Source organism: Halomonas sp. GD1P12 (assembly GCF_025725645.1).
Taxonomy (GTDB): Bacteria; Pseudomonadota; Gammaproteobacteria; order Pseudomonadales; family Halomonadaceae; genus Vreelandella.
Genome location: NZ_CP107007.1, coordinates 23,490 through 46,021, shown reverse-complemented (window position 1 = coordinate 46,021; position 22,532 = coordinate 23,490). Strand labels below are relative to the sequence as shown.

The following is a 22,532-nucleotide window of genomic DNA, read 5'->3' as shown; positions in this document are numbered from 1 at the left end:
CTGCTCATCAACAGCATCTGATCAGGCAATTCATTGTGGACGTTTACCGCGAGGATGACGCATCGTTTAAGGAGGTGATCCAGCCGCAGGTTCCCCTACGGCTACCTTGTTACGACTTCACCCCAGTCATGAACCACACCGTGGTGATCGCTTTCCCGAGGGTTAAGCTAACCACTTCTGGTGCAGTCCACTCCCATGGTGTGACGGGCGGTGTGTACAAGGCCCGGGAACGTATTCACCGTGGCATTCTGATCCACGATTACTAGCGATTCCGACTTCACGGAGTCGAGTTGCAGACTCCGATCCGGACTGAGACCGGCTTTTCGGGATTCGCTTGCTCTCGCGAGTTCGCTGCCCTTTGTACCGGCCATTGTAGCACGTGTGTAGCCCTGCTCGTAAGGGCCATGATGACTTGACGTCGTCCCCACCTTCCTCCGGTTTGTCACCGGCAGTCTCCCTAGAGTTCCCGCCATTACGCGCTGGCAAATAGGGACAAGGGTTGCGCTCGTTACGGGACTTAACCCAACATTTCACAACACGAGCTGACGACAGCCATGCAGCACCTGTCTCTGCGTTCCCGAAGGCACCCCGGAATCTCTTCCGGGTTCGCAGGATGTCAAGAGCAGGTAAGGTTCTTCGCGTTGCATCGAATTAAACCACATGCTCCACCGCTTGTGCGGGCCCCCGTCAATTCATTTGAGTTTTAACCTTGCGGCCGTACTCCCCAGGCGGTCGACTTATCGCGTTAACTTCGCCACAAGGTGCACAAGGCACCCAACGGCTGGTCGACATCGTTTACGGCGTGGACTACCAGGGTATCTAATCCTGTTTGCTACCCACGCTTTCGCACCTCAGTGTCAGTGTCAGTCCAGAAGGCCGCCTTCGCCACTGGTATTCCTCCCGATCTCTACGCATTTCACCGCTACACCGGGAATTCCACCTTCCTCTCCTGCACTCTAGCCTGACAGTTCCGGATGCCGTTCCCAGGTTGAGCCCGGGGCTTTCACAACCGGCTTGTCAAGCCACCTACGCGCGCTTTACGCCCAGTAATTCCGATTAACGCTTGCACCCTCCGTATTACCGCGGCTGCTGGCACGGAGTTAGCCGGTGCTTCTTCTGTGGGTGATGTCCTTCCTGACGGGTATTAACCGGCAGGCCTTCTTCCCCACTGAAAGTGCTTTACAACCCGAGGGCCTTCTTCACACACGCGGCATGGCTGGATCAGGCTTGCGCCCATTGTCCAATATTCCCCACTGCTGCCTCCCGTAGGAGTTCGGGCCGTGTCTCAGTCCCGATGTGGCTGATCATCCTCTCAGACCAGCTACGGATCGTCGCCCTGGTGAGCCGTTACCTCACCAGCTAGCTAATCCGACATGGGCTCGTCCGATAGCGGGAGCCGAAGCCCCCTTTCTCCCGTAGGACGTATGCGGTATTAGCCTGGGTTTCCCCAGGTTATCCCCCACTATCGGGTGGATTCCCATGCATTACTCACCCGTCCGCCGCTCGCCACCAGGAAGCAAGCTTCCCGTGCTGCCGCTCGACTTGCATGTGTTAAGCCTGCCGCCAGCGTTCAATCTGAGCCATGATCAAACTCTTCAGTTTAAAATCAGTGTGATTCTTGCCTGCCCCACATACGAAGACATGACGCAGAGGCGAATCAATCCTGGCTCAAGGTTCAAACGAATTTACCGTGATACCTCGAAAGGTATCGCTGTGTTCGTCTGCCTTGATATAAGGTGACTTGTCACCCTCATCGGCAAACGCCCACATGAATTGCCTGATCAAATTGTTAAAGAGCTGTTCGACGAACCGTTCGATGACCTGAACCGCTTGCCCGTCGAGGAAGGCGTATTCTACGCATTCCGGTGAATTTGTCAACCGCTGATTTCAGCGAGTGAAGCGAGCCATTCAAACCTGCCGAACAGTGCTCTAACTTCCTGACAAATCGAAGGTTTTCACCTTCATCCACCGCTGGAAACGCTTGGCGTCCCCGGCAGCGGATGCGTACTTTACGGATTTGGCGGGGCGAGTGCAAGCGGTTTTGTAAAAATATTTCACGGCTAATCGTCTGGCCTTTTCAAAGCATTTCGGCCCCGCCCCGGTTAACGGTTAAACTAGCGCTCTCGCCCACCATCTCCGAGGTCCTTGATGAGCCCCCACCTGCTATCCGTTGATTCATTGAACCGCGAAGGCGTCGATCATCTGCTGCGTGTGGCCGCGCAGATGGAGCCGATCGCCAGCCGCCAACAGGTCACCCGCGTGCTGGAAGGCGCGGTACTGGGCAATCTGTTTTTCGAAGCCAGTACCCGTACGCGCGTGAGCTTCAACGCCGCGTTCTGCCGGTTGGGCGGAAGCGTCTGTGATACCACCGGCTTTACCTTCTCCTCCATGGCGAAGGGCGAATCGCTTTACGATACCAGCCGCGTGATGAGTGGCTACTGCGATGCGATCGTGATGCGTCACCCGGAGCAGGGGTCGGTGGCCGAGTTCGCCGAGGCGACCAACGTGCCGGTGATCAACGGAGGCGACGGCCCAGGCGAGCACCCAAGCCAGGCGCTACTGGATCTCTATACGATCGATAAGGAGTTTCAGCGTCTGGGCAAGCGCCTCGAAGGCGCCCACATTCTACTCACCGGCGACCTGAAGTACGGGCGCACCGTGCATTCGTTGATCAAGCTGCTCTCGCTTTATGACCCGCTACGCATCACGCTGGTGTCGCCGCCGGGCCTCGAAATGCCGGCGCACCTTGTGGACCTGGTGACCTCGCGCGGCCACCGGGTCGAGATGCGCGAGCACCTGGGCACGGACTTCAGTGATCTGGACGTGGTGTACACCACGCGCATTCAAAAGGAGCGCTTCACCGAGGAGATGAACGAAAGCTTCAAGGGCGTCTCGAACGAGTTCGTCGTCAACAAGGGCTTTCTCGATCGCCACTGCACAAGTTCCACGATCGTCATGCACCCGCTGCCCCGCGACAGCCGCCCCGGCGTGAACGATCTCAACGTGGACCTGAACGGTGACCCCCGACTTGCGATCTTCCGCCAGACCGACAATGGCATTCCAATGCGCATGGCGATTTTTGCCACGCTTTTGAAAGTCGACGATTTGATCGCCGAGGATCTGCGCCCGGTCCGCTGGTTCGTCCCCCATCAGACCGGCACGCTGGATCGCTAAGCAATAGAAGTAGAAAGGCTATAAAGAGACGTAGCGGTTAGAGCGAGAGACGCCCGCCGGGGAGCCCTTCCCGGTGGGCAAACCAGCCCTCCAGTATGAGCACGGCAGCGATGCCATCGACGCTCTCTTCACGGTAGTTGCCGCGGTGGCCGGCGTCGCGGGCGATGCTTTTGGCTTCCCTGGTAGAGCCGCGTTCGTCGACCATCTCGACGGGCTTGCCAAAACGCCCGTGAAGCCGATTGCCGAACTTGCGCGCGCGCCGGCTCATCTCCGATTCGCTATCGTCCATATTGAGCGGAAGCCCAACCACCAGCAGATCCGGCTGCCACTCTTTTAGCAGCGTCTCGACGCGCTGCCAGTCGGGGATGCCGTCGCGGGCGGTAAGCGGGTCGAGCTCGCGGGCGCTTTTCAAAAGCTCGTTGCCCACCGCCACGCCAATACGCCGCGTGCCGTAATCGAAGGCGAGCACCAGCCGCTGACCGGGCGTTGCCACTAGGCGTGCCCCGCGTCGCGGGTCATGAGGTTCAAATCCACGCCGAGGATGCCCGCCGCGCTCGCCAGCCGCTCAGCGGGGGGCGTGGCGAAAATCACGCGCTCATCGCCTTCCACGGTCAGCCAGCTGTTCTCCTTGAGTTCGTCCTCGAGCTGCCCGACTTCCCAGCCAGCGCAGCCCAGGCAGACCAGAAACTGCTCTGGGCCTTCGCCGTCGGCGAGCGCCTTGAGGATATCCATCGAGGTGGTAAGCGCGACGTTGTCATCGACCTGAACGCTGGAGTCCCACTCCTGGCTGTCGCCGACATGCAGAATGAAGCCGCGGTCCTTGTGAGTCGGGCCACCGTAATAAACCGGCGCGTTGCGGTGCGGGCTCTCCTCACCGCCGAGCGAGAGCTGCTCGAACAGCGTGTCGAGGGTGATTTCAAGGGTGTGGTTGATGATCACACCCATGCAGCCGTTGTGATCGTGGTCGCACAGATAGATCAGACTGCCGGCAAAATTGGCGTCGTCGAGGTGCGGCATTGCCATTAAGAAGTGGTGTTTTAAGCTTTGCATGCGTCTCCTACGGCGCGCCGAACGTCAGCGCGCCTCGCTTGATAGGCAGTGAATGGCGCGTGTGGCGCCTTCAGGCGCCAAGGCGGCGCTCGACGGCGTCCAGCAGGAGCCCGGCGATGTCGGTGCCGCGCTGATCGTCGATTTCGCGCACGCAGGTGGGGCTCGTGACGTTGATTTCGGTGATGTAGTCACCGATCACATCAAGTCCCACGAACATCAGCCCCTTCTCCCTGATGACCGGTTTGACCTGATCGATCAGCCAATGATCGCGGGCGGTGAGCTCGCGGGTGACGCCGCGCCCGCCGGCAGCCAGGTTGCCGCGCGTCTCCCCGGCGGAAGGAATGCGCGCCAGCCCATAAGGCACCGGCTCACCGTCGACCAGCAGAATGCGCGTGTCGCCATCCTTGATCTCGGGCAGGTAGCGCTGGGCCATGATCTGGCGCTGCCCGCGCAGGGTGAGCTGCTCGATCACGGCACCGATGTTGCGCCCGCCTGGTTCGATATGAAAGATGCCGGTGCCGCCCATGCCGTCGAGCGGCTTGAAGATGACGTCGCCGTGCTCGGCGTGGAAGGCGCGCAATACATCATCGCGGCTGGCGACGATGGTTGGCGCGCAGCACTCGGGAAACTGCTGGGCGAAGAGCTTCTCGTTGCACTGCAAAAGCGCCTGAGTCGGGTTGACGATCAGCACGCCTTCGCGCTCGGCAAAGCCCAGCAGGTGCACCGCGTTGATGAACTCGGCGTCTACCGGCGGATCCTTACGCATCAGCACCGCGTCCAGACTTGTTAGCGGGCGCGATTCGACCTCACCCAGATCGAACCAGTGCGCCGGGTCGCGGTGAACGGTCAGCGCACGCATTCGGGCATGGGCCTTGCCTGCCTCCAGGAAAAGGTCGCCCTGCTCCATGTAGTACAGGGTATAGCCGCGCTCCTGGGCGGCCCACAGCATGGCTAGCGTCGTGTCCTTTTTATAGGCAATGGCGCTGATGGGGTCCATTACGACGCCAAGCTGCAGATTCGGTTGACTCATCGGGGCACTATCCCTTCATAAACGGTAGAGAAGCAGTATGACGCACCTCCAAGGCGGCGCAAACCTCATGGACGGTGCAAAACCTCACGGGGTGAGCGCACCGGGCACCAGGCGGATCGCATCCGGGGCGAGGGTAATCAGCTGCTGCTTGTAAAGCCGGCCGATCGCCTGCTTGTAGGCGCTCTTGCTGACCCCGAGCCGCGCCTTGATGGCGTGGGCGTCGCTCTTGTCGCCCAGCGGCAGATAGCCGCCGCTCTCTCTGAGCGCGGCCAGGATCGTCTCGCCGACCACGTCCAGGCGCGCAGCACCTGGCGGCAGTAGCGAAATATTGACTCGGCCGTCGTCGCGTCGCTGCTTGACGTAGCCGGTCACCGACTGACCGCGACGCAGGGGCTTGGTGATGTCGTCCTGGTAGATCAGCCCCCAGTAGCGATGGTTGACCACGACCTTGAGACCCAGATCGGTGCGGTCGGCGACGATAATGGCGACTTCCTCGCCGTTTTCAAGGCTCGATGCATCGTCACTCAAGAAGCGGTCGAGGCGCTGCGAGGCGACCGGGCGACCGCGGTCGTCCTCATACAGCTTAACCAGCACGCGCTTGCCGGGGTCGGGGCGAAAGCGCTGCTCCCCATAAGGCAACAGCACGTCCTTGGGCAGGCCCCAGCGCAGAAACGCGCCGGTGTCGTTGACGGTCACCACCGTCAAATAGGCCACTTCCCCGATGCGGGCGATTGCATCGCTTGTAGGCCCAGAGGTGGGGCGCGCGTCGTCAGCCATGAGCACTTCCTCGATAAATGAATCCTCATTATGAGCCCTGGGCCTGCCGGGGGCAAAGCGGGCGGCAGCGATGCGCCCGGCCTTGCGTTAAATGCGTTTAGGCCGAGCTGCTATGCTCAATGGGTCAATAAGAAATGGATCATTAAAAACGGATCACTCAAAACAGTTCATAAAAAAAGGGGCGGCGGCATGGAAGGATTCACGCTGTTGGATACGGGGGTGCTGATCGGCTATATCGCGCTCATCGCCTGGATCGGTTCGCGCTTTGGTAAAAACCAGCACAGCCCGGAAGACTACTTTCTGGGCGGGCGCAGCATTCCCGGCTGGGCGATCGGGCTTTCGGTGATGGCCACCCAGGCCAGCGCCATTACCTTCATCGGCGCGCCGGGCTGGGGATTCGAAGGCGGCCTCGAGCGCCTGGTGACCTTCCTTAACGTGCCGCTGGCAATGATCGTGCTGATTCTGGTGCTGGTGCCGGTGTTTCACCGGGCGGGCATTTACAGCATCTACGAGCTTTTGGAGCGCCGCTTTGGCCCCAACACGCGCACGCTGACGGCGCTGTTGTTCTTGATCGCCCGCGGCCTCGCCACCGGCGTGGTGCTCTACGCTCCGGCGCTGGTGCTGGCGGTGGTCACCGGCTGGAGCGTGAACCTAACCATCATCATCATGGCGGTGCTGGCGATCAGCTACACCGTGCTTGGCGGCATCAGCGCGGTGATCTGGACTGACGTCATTCAGATGTTCGTGCTCTGGCTTGGTGCGCTGTTGAGCGTCATCTTTCTGGTCACGAGCCTGCCCGGCGGCTGGGGCGATGTGTTCGCGTTCGGCGCTGAAAGCGGCCTGTTCAACGCCATCGACCTCTCACTCAACCCGAATGTGACCTACTCGCTGTGGGCCGGGCTTTTCGGCGGCTTTTTTCTTCACGTGGCGTACTTCGGCACCGACCAGAGCCAGATCCAGCGCGTGCTGTCGAGCCCCTCGGTGCCGGACGCCCAGCGCTCGCTTCTGATCGGCGGCTATCTGCTGATTCCCCAGATGCTGCTGTTTTTGTTCGTCGGGATCATCCTGGCCACCTACTACCAGCAAAACGGCCTGAGCGCACCGGAGAACCTCAACGAGTTGCTGCCCCGCTACGTGGTCGAGACCTTTCCCTCCGGCATGGCGGGGCTGGTAATCGCCGGCGTGTTCGCCGCGGCGATGTCGAGTCTGGACTCGGCGCTCAACTCGCTCTCTGCGGTCTCGATACGCGACTTCTACAGTCGCTATATTAAACGAGACGCCAGCGACGCCCATTATCTCAAGGCCTCGCGCTGGGCAACGGTCTTCTGGGGCGGCTACGCGACGCTGTTCGCGTTCTTTGCCGGCAATCTGGGCCCGGTGATCGAGGCGGTCAATCAGGTGGGCTCCTGGTTCTACGGGGCGCTTCTGGGCACCTTTTTACTGGCAATTTTCAGCCACCGCAGCAACGCCCGCGGGGCGATGACGGGGCTGTGTACCGGTATGCTCGCGGTGTGGGCAACCACCGCCTTTCTGGATATCTCCTGGCTCTACAACAACACCGTGGGCGTGGTGGTCTCGGTCTTGGTCGGGTATCTGGTGAGCCTGAGTGCGCCCGCGCCCAGTGCCGAGGCGCTAAGTGACGTGGTCATCGACGAGTCCGCCCCGGACATGCAGGCCATTCTCACCGCCCGCGCCGGCAGCGCCCCGGAGGTTGGTCATGAGGCGCGCCTGACCCGGCGGCGCTGCCTGGGGCTGTTGGTCTGGTTCGTTTTGATGCTAATGATGCTCGCGCTGCTCCAGGGCTGGGCCAATGCCTGAGACCATCACGCTGGCCCGGCATATCGATGCCGAGGACGCGCGGGAGCGGCTCGCGCGGCTTGGGGGGTCGAACTTCGAGCCCGCCTGGATATCGCTTTGGGCGTTTAATCTTGGCGCCTTGCACTGTGAGCCCGCCGCGTGGCTGCTGGCAAGCCAGGCGCTCGCCCGCCCGCTGCTGCTTCCCCACACGGCGCTGACAGCGCAGGCCGAGAAGCCCTCGGACGAACTCACGCTCGACGGCGGCCAGCCGCCCGAGCACGCGCCGCTGTCCCGTCAGTGGTTTTGGGAGCGCATGGCCAGCCCCAAACGCTGGCCGCTGACGCTTAAGGAGTCGCCCCCGACCCTACTCTGGCTGCCCTGCTGGCTTGGCTATACCGCCCATCGCCAGCGCCGGCTGTTGGTGCTGAGCGGACTCTCGGGCCAGGCGCTGCCCCAGCTCAAGCCGCTGGTACTGAGCGCGCTCAAACGACGGGCGCGCGAAGGGCAACGTCAATCGGAAGGGGTGTTGGAGGAGAGCGGCGGTGAGCCGATATGAAAGGCGCTTGGCAGGTGAGTGAGCGCTTACAAATCGCCGAAATGGTGCTGTAGAAGCGTCAGCGCCACAACCGGCGCGGTTTCGGTACGCAGTACGCGCGGGCCCAGCGTCAGCGGCGTAAAGCCATGAGACTCGGCGGCGGCGATATCCTGCTCGGTCAGCCCACCTTCCGGGCCGATCAGAAGCGCGGCACTCGCCGGGCGCTCGGCGAGATCGAAGCGGTTACCGGTGGCCAGGTGCAGCATCAACTTTAGCGATTCATCGCGCGTGGCAAGCCAGGCATCAAGCGCCATGGGTGGATGCACCACCGGCACCGTCGCCCGCCCGCTCTGCTCGCAAGCGCTTTCGGCCACCGCCTGCCAGTGGGCGTGCTTTTTGGCTTCGCGCTCGTCTTTCAAGCGCACATCACCCCGCTCGGTATAGAGCGGAGTGATGGCGGCCACGCCAAGCTCCACGGCTTTCTGGATGGCGTAGTCCATCCGGTCGCCCTTGGAGATCGCCTGGCCCAGGTGAACCGAAAGCGGCGACTCGCCTTCGCCGGACCACACGCACTCGACCAGCACGACACTACGCTTGCGCCCGGCCTCGACCAGGCGCACACCGGCCTCCTGGCCCTGACCGTCGAACAGCACCAGCGGCGCGCCCTCGCCCATGCGCAGCACGCGTGTGACGTGACGCGCCGGGCCTTCCGGCAGCTCTACCCGAGCGCCGACGCTGAGCGCGGCGGCAACGTACAGGCGGGGCATTTTACCGTTCAAGGCGTACCAGTCGGCTTTCATGACTTATGGGATATCCGGCTTAGTGGGTGTTTTCGGCCGCGCCCTGAGCCTGCTGCGCTTCACGCTTTTTGCGCTGGGCATACATGGCTTCGAAATTGACCGGCGCCAGCATCAGCGGCGGGAAGCCGCCCCGGTTGACCAGGTTGTCGACGCACTCGCGGGCGTAGGGGAAGAGCAGATTCGGGCAGAACGCGCCGAGGGTCTGATCCAGCTGCGCGCCTTCGATGCCGGAGATACGGAAAAGCCCCGCCTGCTCCACTTCGGCCAAAAAGGACGTGGTGCCGGATTCGCTGTCGTTGACCTGAGCGGTCACCTTCACCACGACTTCATACTGGTCGTCGTCGATTTTGGTGCTGGTGGTGTTCAAATCCAGATTGACCTTGGGCTTGAACGACTGCTTGAACACCGACGGCGAGTTCGGCGCCTCAAAGGAGATGTCCTTGACATAGATGCGCTGCAGCGAGAATTTCAGCTGCGGCTTTTCGCCTTCTGCCGCACCGGCGCCTTGCTGAGGGGCGTTGTTCTCTTCCGCCATGGGAGTACTCCTGGTCATTGTTACGTTGGATAAATTACTGCGTTGGATAAAGCGGCGCCGCAGCGCTTACTTTTTCACCACCGGCAGGCTGTCCGCCTGCCACTGCGCCATGCCGCCCTTGAGCTTGTTGGCATTGAAACCCGCCTTGGCGAGCTTGGCCTGCACCGCGCCCGCGCTCTGACCATGCTTGCACACCACGATGATGGGCTTGTCTTTCACTTTCTCAAGCTCGTTCATGCGGCTGTCCAGATTGGACTGCGGGATGTTGCGCGCGCCGGCGATGTGACCGGCCTTGAACTCCTTGCTCTCGCGCACGTCCACTATCACCGCGTCTTCCCGGTTGATGAGCTGCGTCGCCTCAGAGGAGCTCACCGCGTGGGTGGACGCGCTGCGGGTTTCATAGACGAGCCACGCCAGCAGCACCAGCAAAAATGCGCCCACCAGCAAAGGGTGGTTCATTACGAATTCGAACAGCTGATCGATCATCGCGAACACAATCTCTTGGTATATGCAAAAAAAGCGGCCAGGCCACCGTCAAACGCGACAAGTATACACGTCACGGGCGCCGACGCGCAGACCATGACGCCTAACGACTGGCTGCGTTATGATGCCCCAAGCGTACGCGGGTCGCGACCCCGACCAAAAGGGGGTATTCGAAAAGGAAACGACCCGCGCTCTTTTCGAACGCCTGGCTTGACTGGCGCGCTTTAAAACGACCACTTTGAACGACCATCCGATACGACGAGGCTTCAATGGCAACACAGACCCCGCGCCCGGTAGCGCTGATCATTCTGGACGGTTACGGCCATAACCCGGATGCCGCACACAATGCCGTGGCCGCCGCCAATACGCCGGTCATGGATGCACTTTGGGCCCAGCGTCCCCACGCTTTCGTACACACCGATGGCGAGCATGTGGGCCTGCCCGACGGCCAGATGGGCAACTCCGAAGTCGGCCACATGAATCTGGGCGCGGGACGCGTGGTGTATCAGGATTTCACCCGCATCACCAAGGCAATCAAGGAAGGCGAGCTTGCGCGCATCGAGGCGCTCACCGCGCCCATCGATGAAGCAATCGCCCAGGGCCGCGCGGTGCACCTGCTGGGGCTTTTATCGCCCGGCGGCGTGCACAGCCACGAAGATCACTTTTTAGCGCTGGCCGAGCTTGCCGCCAGCCGCGGCGCCACGCGTATCTACGTGCACGCTTTTCTGGATGGCCGCGATACCGCGCCGAAAAGTGCGCTTTCGTCGATCGAGCGGGCTAACGCCAAACTGGCTGATCTGGTCGGTGCGGACAACGGCTTCGTCGCCTCGATCATCGGGCGCTTCTACGCCATGGACCGCGACAACCGCTGGGAGCGGGTCGAGAAGGCCTACCGCCTGCTTACCCAGGGCGATGCCGAGCACACCGCCGAAAGCGCCGAGGCGCTTTTGGAAGCCGCCTACGCTCGCGGCGAAACCGACGAGTTCGTCGAAGCCGGCCAGGTACGCAAGGAAGGCCAGGGCGTAGCGATTGCCGATGGCGACGCGGCGCTGTTTCTGAACTTCCGCTCCGATCGTGCCCGCGAGCTGACCCGCGCCTTCACCGACGACGCCTTCGACGGCTTTACCCGCGAGCAGCGCGCCCGGCTAGCCGGCCAGGGCCTGGTGATGATGACCCGCTACGCCGCGGACATCGACGCCCCCGCCGCCTTCCCGCCGACGGATCTGACCGACACCCTGGGTGAAGTGGTCGCCAAGCGCGGGCTTTCGCAGCTGCGTATCGCCGAAACCGAGAAGTATCCCCACGTGACGTTCTTCTTCTCCGGCGGTTTCGAGGCCGAATACGAGGGCGAAGAGCGTATCCTCGTGCCCTCGCCGCGCGACGTGAAGACCTACGACGAGAAGCCCGAGATGAGCGCCTTCGAGATCACCGAGGCGCTGGTCGAGGCGATCGATGCCCACCGCTTCGATCTCATCGTGTGCAACTACGCCAACGGTGACATGGTCGGACACACCGGCGACTTCGACGCCGCGGTGAAAGCGGTCGAAACCGTGGACACCTGCGTGGGCCGCGTGGTCGAGGCGATCGAGCGCGCCGGCGGGGCCTGCCTGATCACTGCCGACCACGGCAACGCCGAGCAGATGATCCACCCGGAGACCGGCGCGCCGCAAACCGCGCACACCACCTTCGTGGTGCCGCTGGTGTATGTCGGTGAGCGCCCGGCGCGCCTCATTGAGGGCCGGCTATGCGACCTGGCGCCCACGCTTTTGACCCTGATGGACCAAAGCGTGCCCGAGGCGATGACCGGCACGCCGCTACTTACCTTCGACGAATGAGGTCACGGCTCGCCAGGCGGGCGGCGCGCTGCGTTGCCCTGCTGAGCGCGCTAGGGCTCGCGGGCGGCGCGCTTGGCCAGGACGAGCGCGCCGCCCGCGAGCAGCTCGACGCCCTGGGCCAGCAGATCGAGTCGCTCAATACCCGGCTTTCAAACACCGGCCAGGCGCGCGACAGCGCCGAGCGCGAGCTTCAGGCGGTGGAAACCGAGCTTGCCCAGACCCACCAACGCCTCGATCGCCTGCAGGCCGAGCGGCGCACGCTCGACGACGAAACCCAAACGCTTCGCCGCCACCGCGACCGTTTGCAGGCCGAGCGCAGCGTCCAGGTGGCCGCGCTGGCGCAGCAGTTCGCCGCGCTTTACCGCCTGGGGCCGACCCCGCAGCTGAAACTTCTGCTCAACCAGAGCGACCCGGCGGAGCTCGATCGCATGCAGGCGTACCTGAACCGTCTGACGCGCGCGCGAGAGGCCAAGCTCGATGAGCTCGCGCGCCTCGACACCGCGCTTGCCGACACGGAAGCCGAGCTCGACCAGCGCCAGAGCCAGCTGGCCACGCTTTCCGAGGAGCTCGAGACGCAGAGCGCGATGCTTGCCGAGACCAGCGCCGAGCGCCAGAGCGTGGTCGCCACGCTCGACGATCGCTACGAAAGCGAAGCCGACCGGCTGGCGGATCTCAATCAGACTCGCGAAGAGGCCGAGGCGCAGCTTCGCCGTATCCAGGCGGAAATGGCGCGGCTGGCCGAGGCCACGCCGACCACCCACATCGGCCGCACCCAGGGCGATCTGCCCTGGCCGGTTCAGGGCGCGATCAGCGCGGGCTTTCGCGGCCAGGACGGCGTCCACTATAACGGCATTGTCATCGAGGCCGGCGCCAACACGCCGGTCACCGCGGTGCATGAAGGCCGGGTGGTGTTCGCCGACTGGATGCGCGGCTTTGGCAATTTGTTGATCATCGACCACGGCGACCAGGTGATGACGCTTTATGCTCACCTGCAGCAGTTCAGCGCCCGGGCGGGCCAGGCCGTCGGCGCCGGCGAAGAGATCGGCCGCGTCGGAAATAGTGGCGGCCAGCGCCGCGCCGCGCTTTACTTCGAGGTACGAAACCGTGGCGAGCCGATTAATCCCGAGCGTTGGATTGCGCGCCGCTGACGGGATAAGCTGGCACGACACGATACGACGACATTTCACTACACGCGCTACCCCGGCGCCTTCTGCCTTGCGGAGTCTGCATGACGCTAACTGTGAACGAAGTACTGGCCCCCGCCAGGCGGCTGATAGCGCCCCTGCTTTCGCTTTCGCTGCTCGGCGCGCCGCTGCCGCTCTGGGCGCAGCCCGCCAACGGCGCGCCAGAGGCGCTGCCCCTCGAGGAGATCCAGACCTTCGCTGAGGTGTTCGAGCGCATCAAGCGCGGCTACGTCGAAGAGGTGGACGACGCAACGCTTTTGCGCAACGCCATGCGCGGGCTTTTGAGCGAGCTCGACCCGCACTCCGCCTACCTGGACGTCAACGAGTTTCAGAGCCTGCGCGAATCGACCGAGGGCGAGTTTGGCGGCATCGGCATCGAGGTGGGTAACGAGGATGGCCAGCTGATGGTCATTACGCCGATCGACGACACGCCCGCCTCCCAGGCCGGGCTGCTCGCCCGCGATCTGATCATTGCCATCGACGGCACGCCGACGGAGAGCCTGTCGCTGCAGGAGGCGGTCACGCTGATGCGCGGCGAGCCCGGAAGCGAGCTCACGCTGAGCATTCTGCGCGCCGGCGAGGACAGCCCGCGCGAAATCACCCTGGCCCGCGAAGTGATTCGCAGCGAAAGCGTCAAGCACGAGCTTTTAGAGCCCGGCTACGGCTACCTGCGTATCAGCCAGTTCCAGTCGCGCACCCCGGAGCAGGCCGCTGATGCGCTCTCACGCATGAGCCGCGAGCAGCCGCTTGCCGGGCTGGTGCTGGACCTTCGCAACAACCCCGGCGGCGTGCTGCAGTCGGCGGTGGGCGTGGCGGATCTGTTTCTCGACAGCGGGCTGATCGTCTACACCGAAGGGCGTCTGGCCAACACCGAGATGTCGTTCTCTGCCAACCCGGCAACACCTGCCCGCGATACGCCGCTGGTGGTGTTGATCAACGGCGGCAGCGCCTCCGCCGCCGAGATCGTGGCCGGTGCCCTGCAGGATCAGCGCCGCGGCATCATCATGGGTACCGAAAGTTTCGGCAAGGGCTCGGTGCAGCAGATCATGCCGCTGGGTAACGGCGAAGGCTTGAAGCTCACCACCGCGCTCTACTACACCCCTAACGGCCGCTCGATCCAGGCCCAAGGCATCGAGCCGGATGTCGAGGTCGTGCGCGGGCGGCTGGAAGTCGCCGAAGGGCGCCGCGAAATTCGCGAAATCGACCTCGACGGCCATCTGAATAACCAGGCCGGCGGCACGCCCGATCGCGGCGAGTTCTCCGAGCGGCTGCGCGACGACTACCAGCTCAGCGAAGCGCTAAATCTGTTGAAAGCGCTCAACGTGGTCGACCGGCGCCGCTAACCCTGCCGGGTTAGCGACATGAGCGCGGCAGGCGGCCGCGCTCGCCGGTGGCCTGACGCATGATCAGCCGCTTGAGCGGTATTGCCTGGCTCATCGCGCTCATGCCGAGGTTGCGCGCCAGCGTCAGGGCCGGCAAGCGGCTGCCAAAGAGCTGCTTGAACCCCTTCATCAAGGCGAGCATGGCGGCGTTGTCGAAGCGCCGCCGGCGCTCGTAACGCGCAAGCGTGGCGCGCTCCCCCCAGGGGGCGCCGCGCCGCCAGGCGTGCACCACCTCTTCGGCCAGCACGGCTGCATCCATCAACCCAAGATTCACGCCCTGGCCCGCCAGCGGATGTAGCGTGTGCGCAGCGTCGCCGACCAGTGCGAAGTGATCCAGCACGTAGCGTTTGGCGTGGCGCTGGATGAGCGCAAAGCGGTAAGCGTCGTCCACTACCTCGATACGCCCAAGCGAGGGGCCGAACGTCTCCTGTAGTGCCTGGCCCAGCGCGTCGCGGGAAAGCTCCTGGAGCTGCTGCGCGTGCGCCGGCGTCGTCGACCAGACGATCGAGCAGTAGCGCACATCGTCGCCGTCGGTCAGCGGCAAAAAGGCCAATGGCCGCCCATCGACGAAGACCTGGCGGGCGGTGCCGCCCTGGGGCTTTTCGCAGCGCACGGTGGTCACCACCGCGTCCTGCTCCATGGACTCTTCTGCCACCTCGATACCGGCCAGCGCGCGAAGCGCCGAGCGGGCGCCGTCGGCGGCGATGACCAGCGGCGTATTGAGCTCGCGCCCATCCTTGAGCACCAGGCTGCGCCCTTTGGCCGTCGTTTGCAGCGCGGCGACCTCGGCGCCAAAAAAGAGGCTCAGCGTCGGAAGCCGCAGCACGTGGCGATTGAGCGCGGCCAGCGTCACGCCGTTTTCGACGATATGCCCAAGCACTGGCGTGCCCGCCTCGTCGGCACTGAAGTGGATGCTGCCGCTGCCCTCGCCGTCCCACACATGCATGTAGCGATACGGCGTTACCCGCGTGGCCGCCATGTCGTCCCAGGCGCCGAGGTGTTTCAACAGCCGCTGGGACACCGGCGTTAGCGCGCTCACCCTGGGGGCGAGCGTGCGCGTGTCGAGGGTGCTCAACTCGAGCGGCGCAGCCTGCGACTCGACCAGCGCGGTGCGCATGCCGGCGCCGGCCAGAAGCCCCGCCAGCGCCGTGCCCACCATGCCGGCGCCGACGATGACGGCGTCAAACTGCTCGAAGGTACTGCCGGGTGACGCCTGTTGGGTCTGCATACCGCTTCCTGTCGTGAATCGTGAATCGTGAATGACGAGTATAAGCGCTAGCGCTCGAGGCCCATGGCGCGGCGCGCCAGCCCCCGGCGCAGCGGCCCGACCAAATTGAGGCCAATGAGCCCGGCGGCGCGGGCATGAGGCAAGAGCGGAAACGAGGCGCCGAACAGTCGCACCAGGCTATCGCTAAAGCGAATCACGTTGGCGCGATCCTTCGCCCGACGGCTCTCGAACGCGAGCAGCGTCTCCATGTCACCGAAGTCGCGGCCCTGCTCGCGGCCCTCTTCCAACGCCTCGACCAGGTCCATCACCGAGCGCAGCGCCAGGTTGAAGCCCTGGCCCGCCACCGGGTGCAGCGCGTGGGCGGCGTTGCCGAGTACCGCCAACCCCGGACGCACCGATTCACGAGCGGTGACCAGCGAGAGCGGATAGCTAAAGCGCTTGCCGACTTTGGTGAAACGCCCCACCCGGTCACCGAAAGCGCGCTGGAGCTGATCCAGAAACGCGCCGTCACCAAGCGAAAGCCTCGAGCGCTCCTCACCGCCCTGGTGGGTCCAGATCAGTTCCATCGCCTGGTGAGGCAGCGGCAACAGCGCAATCGGCCCTTCACTGGTGAAGCGCTCGAAGGCCACCCCCTTGTGCGGTTGGCTAATGCCGACGTGGGCGATCACTGCGGTCTGCTCGTAGGAGCGGCGCTCGCTCTGGATACCCAGCTGCTCCTTGAGCCCGGAACGGCCGCCATCGGCCAGCACGGTCAGGCGGGCATGGAGCCGATCCCCGGTGGAAAGCGCCAGACAGTGGCCACCCTCGACGGCAGTCATGGTGTCGACCGTGGCCGGGCAGTACCAGTCGATGGAAAGCTCTCCAAGGCGCTGATGCAGCACCTGCCCCATCCAGGCGTTGGGTATCACGTAGCCAAGCGCCTCGACCCCCACCTCGGCGGCGGACAGGCGAGTGGCGCCCAGGCGACCGCGCTCGCTGATATGAATGCGCGAAATCGGTAAGGCTTCGCGCTGCATCGCCGGCCAGACATCGAGCTCGCGAAAGCGCTGGGCGGAACCCGCGGCGATGGCGCTGGCGCGGGCGTCGAAGCTCGGCTGCCAGGTGAGCTCATCGGCTTTCGGCACCGCCGCGGCCTCCACGATCGCCACCCGCAGGGCAAAGCGTTCGATCAGCGGCGCCAGCGCGCAGCCAAGGCTTGCCCCCACCAGCCCGCCCCCCACGATCACGATATCGTAAGCAGCCGTTTTTAATACATTTTCCGGCACATTCGCGGGCATCGAAAGCCTCCGTGATTAAGTGTAATTTCGTAATCCTTTACATAATGGTATTTTTGGCATGTTAAAACTGATTAATTTTTAGCCATCAGCGCTTCGATTTCGTCTATCCGCTTGGGAACGTCACTGGTCAATATTTCACCGCCTTTCCCATTGACGGCCACGTTGTCCTCGATACGAATGCCGATGCCGCGGTAGGCGGCGGGCAGATCGTCGTCTTCGGGAATATAGAGGCCGGGTTCGACAGTCACGACCATGCCGGGCTCGAGCGGGCGAGGCGTCTGCTCGTCGAGCCGGTAGGTGCCGACATCGTGAACGTCGAGGCCCAGCCAGTGGGACGTGGAGTGCAAATAGAAGCGCCGGTAGCTCTCATCATCGATACGCGCCTGCACTTCACCTTCCAGAAGCCCCAGCTCGATCAGCCCACGGGTGAGATCCTCGACGACCCCCGCGTGGATATCGGTAAGCGTGGCGCCGGGGACCACGGCGGCGACGGCGCGCTGCTGGGCCCCCAACACCACCTCGTAAAGCGCGCGCTGAGCCTCGCTGAAACGGCCGCTGACCGGGAACGTGCGGGTGATGTCGCCGGCGTAAAGATCGAACTCGGCGCCGGCGTCGATCAGTACCAGCGCGTTCTTCTCGAGTGCGTCGGCGTTTTCAATATAGTGAAGCACGCAGGCGTTCGCGCCGCCGCCCACAATGGTGCTGTAGGCCGGGCCGCTGCCGCCGTGCCAGAGAAATTCGTGCTCGAGCTCGGCCTGCAGCTGGTACTCGAAGAGCCCGGGGGCGCAGGTGCGCATCGCGCGACAGTGCGCGCGAGCGGAAATGCGGCAGGCGTGGCGTAAAAGCGCAAGCTCCGCCGGGCTTTTGATCAGCCGCAGCTCGTGGATCAGCTCGCGGCTGTCGAGCCAGCCCTTGAGCATCGGCTTGCCGCGGCGCTGGCCTTTTTGGGCCTGGGCAAGTGCCTCTTCGGCAATGGCCTGAGCCTCGGGGTGATCCAGCGGTGCGTAGAGCAGCGTGCGGCTTTCGAGCATTGCCAGCAGGAAGTCGTCGCGCTCGGCGTTTTCAAACGCCTGGTCGATACCGTGCTCGGCCATGACGCCCTCGGCGCCCAGCCGCCGCCCGGTCCAGGCCTCCATCGTTGGGTCGCGATCCTGACAAAACACGACGCTTTGACCCGCTTCACGGCCGGGCAGTAGCAGAAGTAGCGCGTCGGGCTCGTTGATGCCGGTCAGATAAAAAAAATCGCTTTGCTGGCGAAACGGATACTCGCTGTCGTTCGAGCGAGTCGTGAGCGAAGCGCCGGGCACGATCAGCGCTGCGCCGTCGGGTAATTTCGCCATCAGCGCCTCACGGCGGGCGCGGTACTCGTCAAGGGTGATCGCGGCGGGGCGCGAAAGCGTATCGAATGACATTGAAGCTCCTTTGAACGGCCGGAAAAACTCAGTGGACCGGGGCGTCGGTCTGCTCGACCTGGGGTTGGCCCGGGTGCTGCTCGGTGTAGAGCAGCATCGCGGCCATGCGCGCGTGCTCGGAGAGCGCGAACAGGTCGTTCTCGTTTTCCGGGCTGTCGTCGATGTCGGTCTCGATCTGGCCAAAGCTTGCAAGATCGTCGATGGCTTCCTTGAGCGGCTGCGACCAGCGCTTTTTCAGCGCCTCGTCGGCGACCTCCTCGATGACCTCGGTAAAGCCCAGCGCCCACTCCTTGAGTGCCTGAGCCTGCTCGCCGAGCGAGAAGAGCTCGTCGGGCAGCAGCGGGGCGTAGTTCAAGTCGTTGGCGCTGAGCGCGTCCAGGGTTTGCCGGCGCCAGCCGAGCAGGCGCTCGGCGCTCTGTGGATCCCTGGGCTGCTCGACGCCCAGGCTCATACAGACTTCCTCGAGCCAGCTTTCGGCGGTGACGTCACGAAGGGCTAGAAGCGCGCAGAGCCGGCCGTCGAGAAAGGCAGGCGACTGCATGCTGCCGTGAAGAAGAAAGACGTCGGCCACGTCGGAAAAGTCCTGGCGCTGCTCGATGAGGGACATGGGGGCTCTCGCTTTGGGCAGTGAACGAAGGGGTGTCGAAAAAGCGAAGGAGGATCGATGGGCGGCGCCTCGGCGGGAAAGCGCGTTGACCCCGCGCAAGCCGCTCTCTTATAGTGAACGCCGCCCCTCCTTTCTATACCGTGATGTTAACGCATTCGGGCCCTGACGTGCCCGTGCCGGAGTCTTCGATGAGTAACGCCAAGCGGCCAACCAAAGAAATTACCCTGCTGGGTCGCGGCTACATGATCGCCTGCGATACCGGCGAGCAGGCCAAGCTTGAACGCGCCGCTCGCTATCTGGACCGCGCCATGCAGGGCATTCATGCGCAAAGCAGCGTGCTGGGCAGCGAGCGCATCGCCATCATGGCGGCGTTGAACATCACCCACGAGCTTTTAGAGGCGCTCGACGAACACCGCGCCGGCGAGGCGAGCCTGAACCGCCTGCACGACCGGCTGGAAAAAGCGCTGCAAAAAGCCCGCCCCGTCGAAAAATCCTGACGCCTTCGCACAAACCGGGCCCAAACCTATGGCATCGGCGCTCGCTCTGTTAAGATAAAGCGGTTCTCTGGAGTGTGCGCCAGTCGTTATAGTCCCTCGAGCCTATGCGCAGTACCCAGGGGGCCAAATGCTAGCCAGACCCGTGTGCATGTCCGTGCGTCGGAAAGCCTGACGGTTTGGCTGCGGCCACCCACTCTGAACCAGTAGGTTCAGGGCCAGAACGACAGCGGCACTCTGGGGAACACCACCATGCTCGATCCTTCCATTACCGACACCGACCACCTCGACAAACGCGCCCTGCGCCGCGAGCTTCGCCGAAGGCGCCGTGCCTTGAGCGATGCCGAGCAGCAAACGGCGGCGACCTCGCTTTGTCAGCGTCTCAACACCCTTCCCGAGATCCAGCGCGCCAGGCGCGTAAGCCTTTATCTGCCGGTCGGCGGCGAAATCGACCCGACTCCGCTCCTTGGCTGGTTGCAACAGCGCCGGGTAACGGTTTATCTGCCGGTACTGCGCCCCTTGAGCCACAACGCGCTCTGGTTCGTGCGCTTTGACGACGACACCCCGATGGTCGAAAACCGCTTCGGCATTTCTGAGCCCTGCACGCGCTTTGGCGCGCGGCGACAAAACCGGATTCCCGCCTGGGCGCTGGATACGCTGATCGTGCCGCTGGTCGGCTTCGATGGAGAGGCCAACCGGATGGGCATGGGTGGCGGCTTTTATGATCGCACGCTCGCTTTCATGCGCCGCCCGGGCCCCAAACCCGCGCTGATCGGCGTGGCCCACGCCTGCCAGCAGGTGAATAAACTCGAACTCGAGCCCTGGGATATTCCGCTGGATGCGGTGGTGAGCGATCAGGGGATCGTTCGCCGCGGTAATGGCTGAACGCTTAATAAGCGCCACAAAAAAAGGGCCGATAGCGATCGGCCCTTTTTTTATATCGAGGTCAGCGCTGAAAGCGCCGCCCTTGCAACGATCAACTTCCTGCCAGCGCCTGTGCGTATCCGGTGACCAGTACCCCCAACAAAAAGACGACCGTCAACGCCATTACTACGTCAGGCTTCCTACGCCGCATGCCTTGTCTCCAACGTTTTTATGATGACCGATGCCCTAAAGCCAGTCATCAATAGGTGGTTTCAAGGATGGCTGGCTTGACTAATTTTCGAAGTCGACTATAGGGCCAATGGCGGGGCGTTGACAATAGCCTACGTCCCACTTTTTTGATCACCCCCCAGCATTTTCATGCACCAGAATAACGCGAACGGCGTGGAGCAGAAGGTTAGTGAGTGCTAACAAACTCAGGCCATGAAGAGCTTGTAGGCCGGGTTGTCGCTCTCCTGCCAGTAGCGGTAGCCGATGGCGTCGAGATACTCGGCCACGTGGGTGCGGTCATCGGCGGGCACCTGCATACCGACCAGCACACGCCCATAGGCGGCGCCGTGGTTGCGGTAGTGAAATAGCGAAATATTCCAGTCGTGGGGCAGCTGGGTGAGAAAATTCATCAAAGCGCCCGGGCGCTCGGGAAATTCGAAACGGTAGAGCTCTTCCTCAAAGCGCTCGCTGGGGCGTCCGCCGCTCAGGTGGCGAATGTGCAGCTTGGCGAGCTCGTTATCGGTCAGGTCCTCCACCGGGTAGCCGCCTTCAACCAGCCGGTCGATGACGGCGCGGCGGTCCTCGCCGCCGGGTTTGATCTGTACGCCAACGAAGATGTGGGCATCGCTGTCGTCGGCGTAGCGGTAGCTGAACTCGGTGACCATGCGCCGGCCAAGCGTCTGACAGAATTTCTTGAAGCTGCCGGGCTTCTCGGGAATGGTCACGGCGAGAATCGCTTCACGCTGCTCGCCAAGCTGGGTGCGCTCGGCAATATGCTGCAGCCGGTCGAAATTGGTGTTGGCGCCGGAGTTGATGCACAAAAGCGTCTGCCCTTCGGCGCCGGTTTGCTGAATGTACTTTTTCAAGCCGGCCAGTGACAGCGCTCCGGAGGTTTCCGATACCGCCCGGGTATCCTCGAAGATATCCTTCACCGCCGCGCAGATCTCGTCGGAGTTGACCGTGATGACGTCGTCGATCAGCGTTTTGGCCAGATTGAAGGGCACCTCACCGATCTGCGACACCGCCACGCCCTCGGCGAAGGTGCCGACCTGGTCGAGCACCACGCGCTCGCCGGCGGCCAGCGCCGCCTTGAGGCAGGCGCTGTCCTCGGCCTCGACGCCGATCACCTTGATATCCGGGCGCAGGTACTTAACATAAGCGGCCACGCCCGCAATCAGCCCGCCGCCGCCGACAGGCACGAAGATCGCATCGAGGCGGCCGCTATGCTGGCGCAGAATCTCCACGCCAATGGTGCCCTGGCCCGCCACCACGTCGATATCATCGAAGGGCGGAATGTAGGTGTAGCCGTGCTCGGCGATCAATTCCTGGGCGTGGGCGGCGGCGTCAGAAAAGGCGTCGCCCTTGAGCACCACGCGCGCCCCGCGCGAGCGCACGCCCTGCACCTTGATCTCCGGGGTACTACGCGGCATCACGATGGTCGCCTTCACCCCCATCAGCTTCGCCGCCATGGCCAGCCCTTGGGCGTGGTTGCCGGCAGAGGCGGCGATCACGCCTTTTGCTTTCTGCTCCTCGGAAAGCTGAGCCATTTTGTTGTAGGCGCCGCGAATCTTGAACGAGTAAACCGGCTGCAGGTCCTCGCGCTTGATCAGAATCTGGTTGTGAAAGCGACGCGACAAAAAGGGGGCGGGTGAAATGGGGGTCTCGCAGGCCGCTTCGTACACGCGGGCCTGGAGGATCTTTTTGACGGTAGCTTCGAGCATGCGGATATCCAGACGGTAAAAAGGCCCAAGGGCCGAGAGAAAAGCCTTTATTGGTAGCAGATCGTACCTGGTCGCGTCCAGCGTTATAGGCGCGCATCAACAGATCGCGCCAGAAACGC

General features: G+C 63.3%; 20 protein-coding genes, 1 rRNA gene and 1 other RNA gene. 9 read left to right on the top strand and 13 right to left on the bottom strand.

Annotated features, from left to right (window positions below):
• Window positions 1-67: 67 nt before the first annotated feature.
• A 16S ribosomal RNA gene (locus tag OCT39_RS00205) occupies window positions 68-1,602 on the bottom strand.
• 546 nt (window positions 1,603-2,148) lie between these two features.
• Here OCT39_RS00205 and pyrB point away from each other — a divergent pair.
• Complete coding sequence (pyrB, locus tag OCT39_RS00200; RefSeq protein ID WP_263585728.1) at window positions 2,149-3,174, top strand: aspartate carbamoyltransferase; 1,026 nt, start codon at window positions 2,149-2,151, stop codon at window positions 3,172-3,174.
• A gap of 37 nt (window positions 3,175-3,211) precedes the next feature.
• Here the strand turns inward: pyrB and ruvX are convergent, their stop codons facing one another.
• The 4 genes from ruvX to OCT39_RS00180 all read right to left on the bottom strand — a co-directional run bounded on the left by ruvX (window position 3,212) and on the right by OCT39_RS00180 (window position 6,031).
• Window positions 3,212-3,667 (bottom strand): Holliday junction resolvase RuvX, encoded by a 456-nt coding sequence (ruvX, locus tag OCT39_RS00195; protein WP_263585727.1) that lies wholly within the window; start codon window positions 3,665-3,667, stop codon window positions 3,212-3,214.
• Entirely contained in the window at window positions 3,667-4,224 is a 558-nt protein-coding gene (locus OCT39_RS00190; RefSeq protein ID WP_263585726.1) for a YqgE/AlgH family protein, read from the bottom strand. Before OCT39_RS00190 ends, ruvX begins: the two co-directional genes overlap by 1 nt.
• Window positions 4,225-4,294: 70 nt before the next feature.
• Window positions 4,295-5,254, bottom strand: a complete 960-nt coding sequence (gene gshB, locus OCT39_RS00185; protein ID WP_263585725.1) for a glutathione synthase — start codon at window positions 5,252-5,254, stop codon at window positions 4,295-4,297.
• Window positions 5,255-5,338: 84 nt separating this feature from the next.
• Window positions 5,339-6,031, bottom strand: coding sequence for a S1 RNA-binding domain-containing protein (locus OCT39_RS00180; RefSeq protein WP_263585724.1), 693 nt, complete (start codon window positions 6,029-6,031; stop codon window positions 5,339-5,341).
• 189 nt (window positions 6,032-6,220) lie between these two features.
• Here OCT39_RS00180 and OCT39_RS00175 point away from each other — a divergent pair, with 189 nt between their 5' ends.
• Together OCT39_RS00175 and OCT39_RS00170 are read left to right on the top strand one after the other, a co-directional pair.
• Entirely contained in the window at window positions 6,221-7,849 is a 1,629-nt protein-coding gene (locus OCT39_RS00175; protein ID WP_263585723.1) for a sodium:solute symporter, read from the top strand.
• Window positions 7,842-8,384, top strand: coding sequence for a hypothetical protein (locus tag OCT39_RS00170; protein ID WP_263585722.1), 543 nt, complete (start codon window positions 7,842-7,844; stop codon window positions 8,382-8,384). The genes OCT39_RS00175 and OCT39_RS00170 overlap by 8 nt, the downstream gene beginning before the upstream one ends.
• Window positions 8,385-8,410: 26 nt before the next feature.
• On the opposite strand, the gene OCT39_RS00165 is transcribed toward OCT39_RS00170, so the two are convergent.
• The 3 genes from OCT39_RS00165 to OCT39_RS00155 all read right to left on the bottom strand — a co-directional run bounded on the left by OCT39_RS00165 (window position 8,411) and on the right by OCT39_RS00155 (window position 10,184).
• Window positions 8,411-9,163, bottom strand: a complete 753-nt coding sequence (locus OCT39_RS00165) for a 16S rRNA (uracil(1498)-N(3))-methyltransferase (protein ID WP_263585721.1) — start codon at window positions 9,161-9,163, stop codon at window positions 8,411-8,413.
• Window positions 9,164-9,182: 19 nt separating this feature from the next.
• Window positions 9,183-9,698 carry a protein-export chaperone SecB gene (gene secB / locus OCT39_RS00160; protein ID WP_263585720.1) on the bottom strand — a complete coding sequence of 172 codons (516 nt, stop codon included), beginning with the start codon at window positions 9,696-9,698 and terminating at the stop codon, window positions 9,183-9,185.
• 66 nt (window positions 9,699-9,764) lie between these two features.
• The gene (locus OCT39_RS00155) at window positions 9,765-10,184 is read right to left on the bottom strand and encodes a rhodanese-like domain-containing protein (protein WP_263585719.1); all 420 of its coding nucleotides are present in this window, start codon (window positions 10,182-10,184) and stop codon (window positions 9,765-9,767) included.
• 266 nt (window positions 10,185-10,450) lie between these two features.
• On the opposite strand from OCT39_RS00155, the gene gpmI reads away from it, so the two are divergent.
• The 3 genes from gpmI to OCT39_RS00140 all read left to right on the top strand — a co-directional run bounded on the left by gpmI (window position 10,451) and on the right by OCT39_RS00140 (window position 14,543).
• Entirely contained in the window at window positions 10,451-12,016 is a 1,566-nt protein-coding gene (gene gpmI / locus OCT39_RS00150) for a 2,3-bisphosphoglycerate-independent phosphoglycerate mutase (RefSeq protein WP_263585718.1), read from the top strand.
• The gene (locus OCT39_RS00145) at window positions 12,013-13,164 is read left to right on the top strand and encodes a murein hydrolase activator EnvC family protein (RefSeq protein WP_263585717.1); all 1,152 of its coding nucleotides are present in this window, start codon (window positions 12,013-12,015) and stop codon (window positions 13,162-13,164) included. The genes gpmI and OCT39_RS00145 overlap by 4 nt, the downstream gene beginning before the upstream one ends.
• Before the next feature lie 80 nt (window positions 13,165-13,244).
• Complete coding sequence (locus tag OCT39_RS00140; RefSeq protein WP_263585716.1) at window positions 13,245-14,543, top strand: S41 family peptidase; 1,299 nt, start codon at window positions 13,245-13,247, stop codon at window positions 14,541-14,543.
• A 10-nt stretch (window positions 14,544-14,553) separates the two neighbouring features.
• Here OCT39_RS00140 and OCT39_RS00135 read toward each other — a convergent pair whose 3' ends face one another.
• From OCT39_RS00135 to OCT39_RS00120, 4 genes are all read right to left on the bottom strand, one after another.
• Window positions 14,554-15,810 carry a UbiH/UbiF/VisC/COQ6 family ubiquinone biosynthesis hydroxylase gene (locus OCT39_RS00135; RefSeq protein WP_263585715.1) on the bottom strand — a complete coding sequence of 419 codons (1,257 nt, stop codon included), beginning with the start codon at window positions 15,808-15,810 and terminating at the stop codon, window positions 14,554-14,556.
• A gap of 47 nt (window positions 15,811-15,857) precedes the next feature.
• Window positions 15,858-17,087, bottom strand: a complete 1,230-nt coding sequence (gene ubiH, locus OCT39_RS00130) for a 2-octaprenyl-6-methoxyphenyl hydroxylase (protein ID WP_263585714.1) — start codon at window positions 17,085-17,087, stop codon at window positions 15,858-15,860.
• Window positions 17,088-17,158: 71 nt separating this feature from the next.
• Entirely contained in the window at window positions 17,159-18,499 is a 1,341-nt protein-coding gene (pepP, locus tag OCT39_RS00125) for a Xaa-Pro aminopeptidase (protein WP_263585713.1), read from the bottom strand.
• A gap of 28 nt (window positions 18,500-18,527) precedes the next feature.
• Complete coding sequence (locus OCT39_RS00120; protein WP_263585712.1) at window positions 18,528-19,106, bottom strand: YecA family protein; 579 nt, start codon at window positions 19,104-19,106, stop codon at window positions 18,528-18,530.
• A 188-nt stretch (window positions 19,107-19,294) separates the two neighbouring features.
• On the opposite strand from OCT39_RS00120, the gene OCT39_RS00115 reads away from it, so the two are divergent.
• The 3 genes from OCT39_RS00115 (at window position 19,295) to OCT39_RS00105 (ending at window position 20,485) form a co-directional block, all read left to right on the top strand.
• Complete coding sequence (locus tag OCT39_RS00115) at window positions 19,295-19,603, top strand: cell division protein ZapA (RefSeq protein WP_263585711.1); 309 nt, start codon at window positions 19,295-19,297, stop codon at window positions 19,601-19,603.
• A gap of 61 nt (window positions 19,604-19,664) precedes the next feature.
• A non-coding RNA gene (ssrS, locus tag OCT39_RS00110) (6S RNA) lies at window positions 19,665-19,848 on the top strand.
• Between the two features lie 4 nt (window positions 19,849-19,852).
• Entirely contained in the window at window positions 19,853-20,485 is a 633-nt protein-coding gene (locus tag OCT39_RS00105) for a 5-formyltetrahydrofolate cyclo-ligase (protein ID WP_263585710.1), read from the top strand.
• 413 nt (window positions 20,486-20,898) lie between these two features.
• Here OCT39_RS00105 and ilvA read toward each other — a convergent pair whose 3' ends face one another.
• A complete protein-coding gene (ilvA, locus tag OCT39_RS00100; RefSeq protein ID WP_263585709.1) occupies window positions 20,899-22,413 on the bottom strand; it encodes a threonine ammonia-lyase, biosynthetic in 1,515 nt (504 codons plus the stop codon).
• Between the last annotated feature and the right edge of the window lie 119 nt (window positions 22,414-22,532).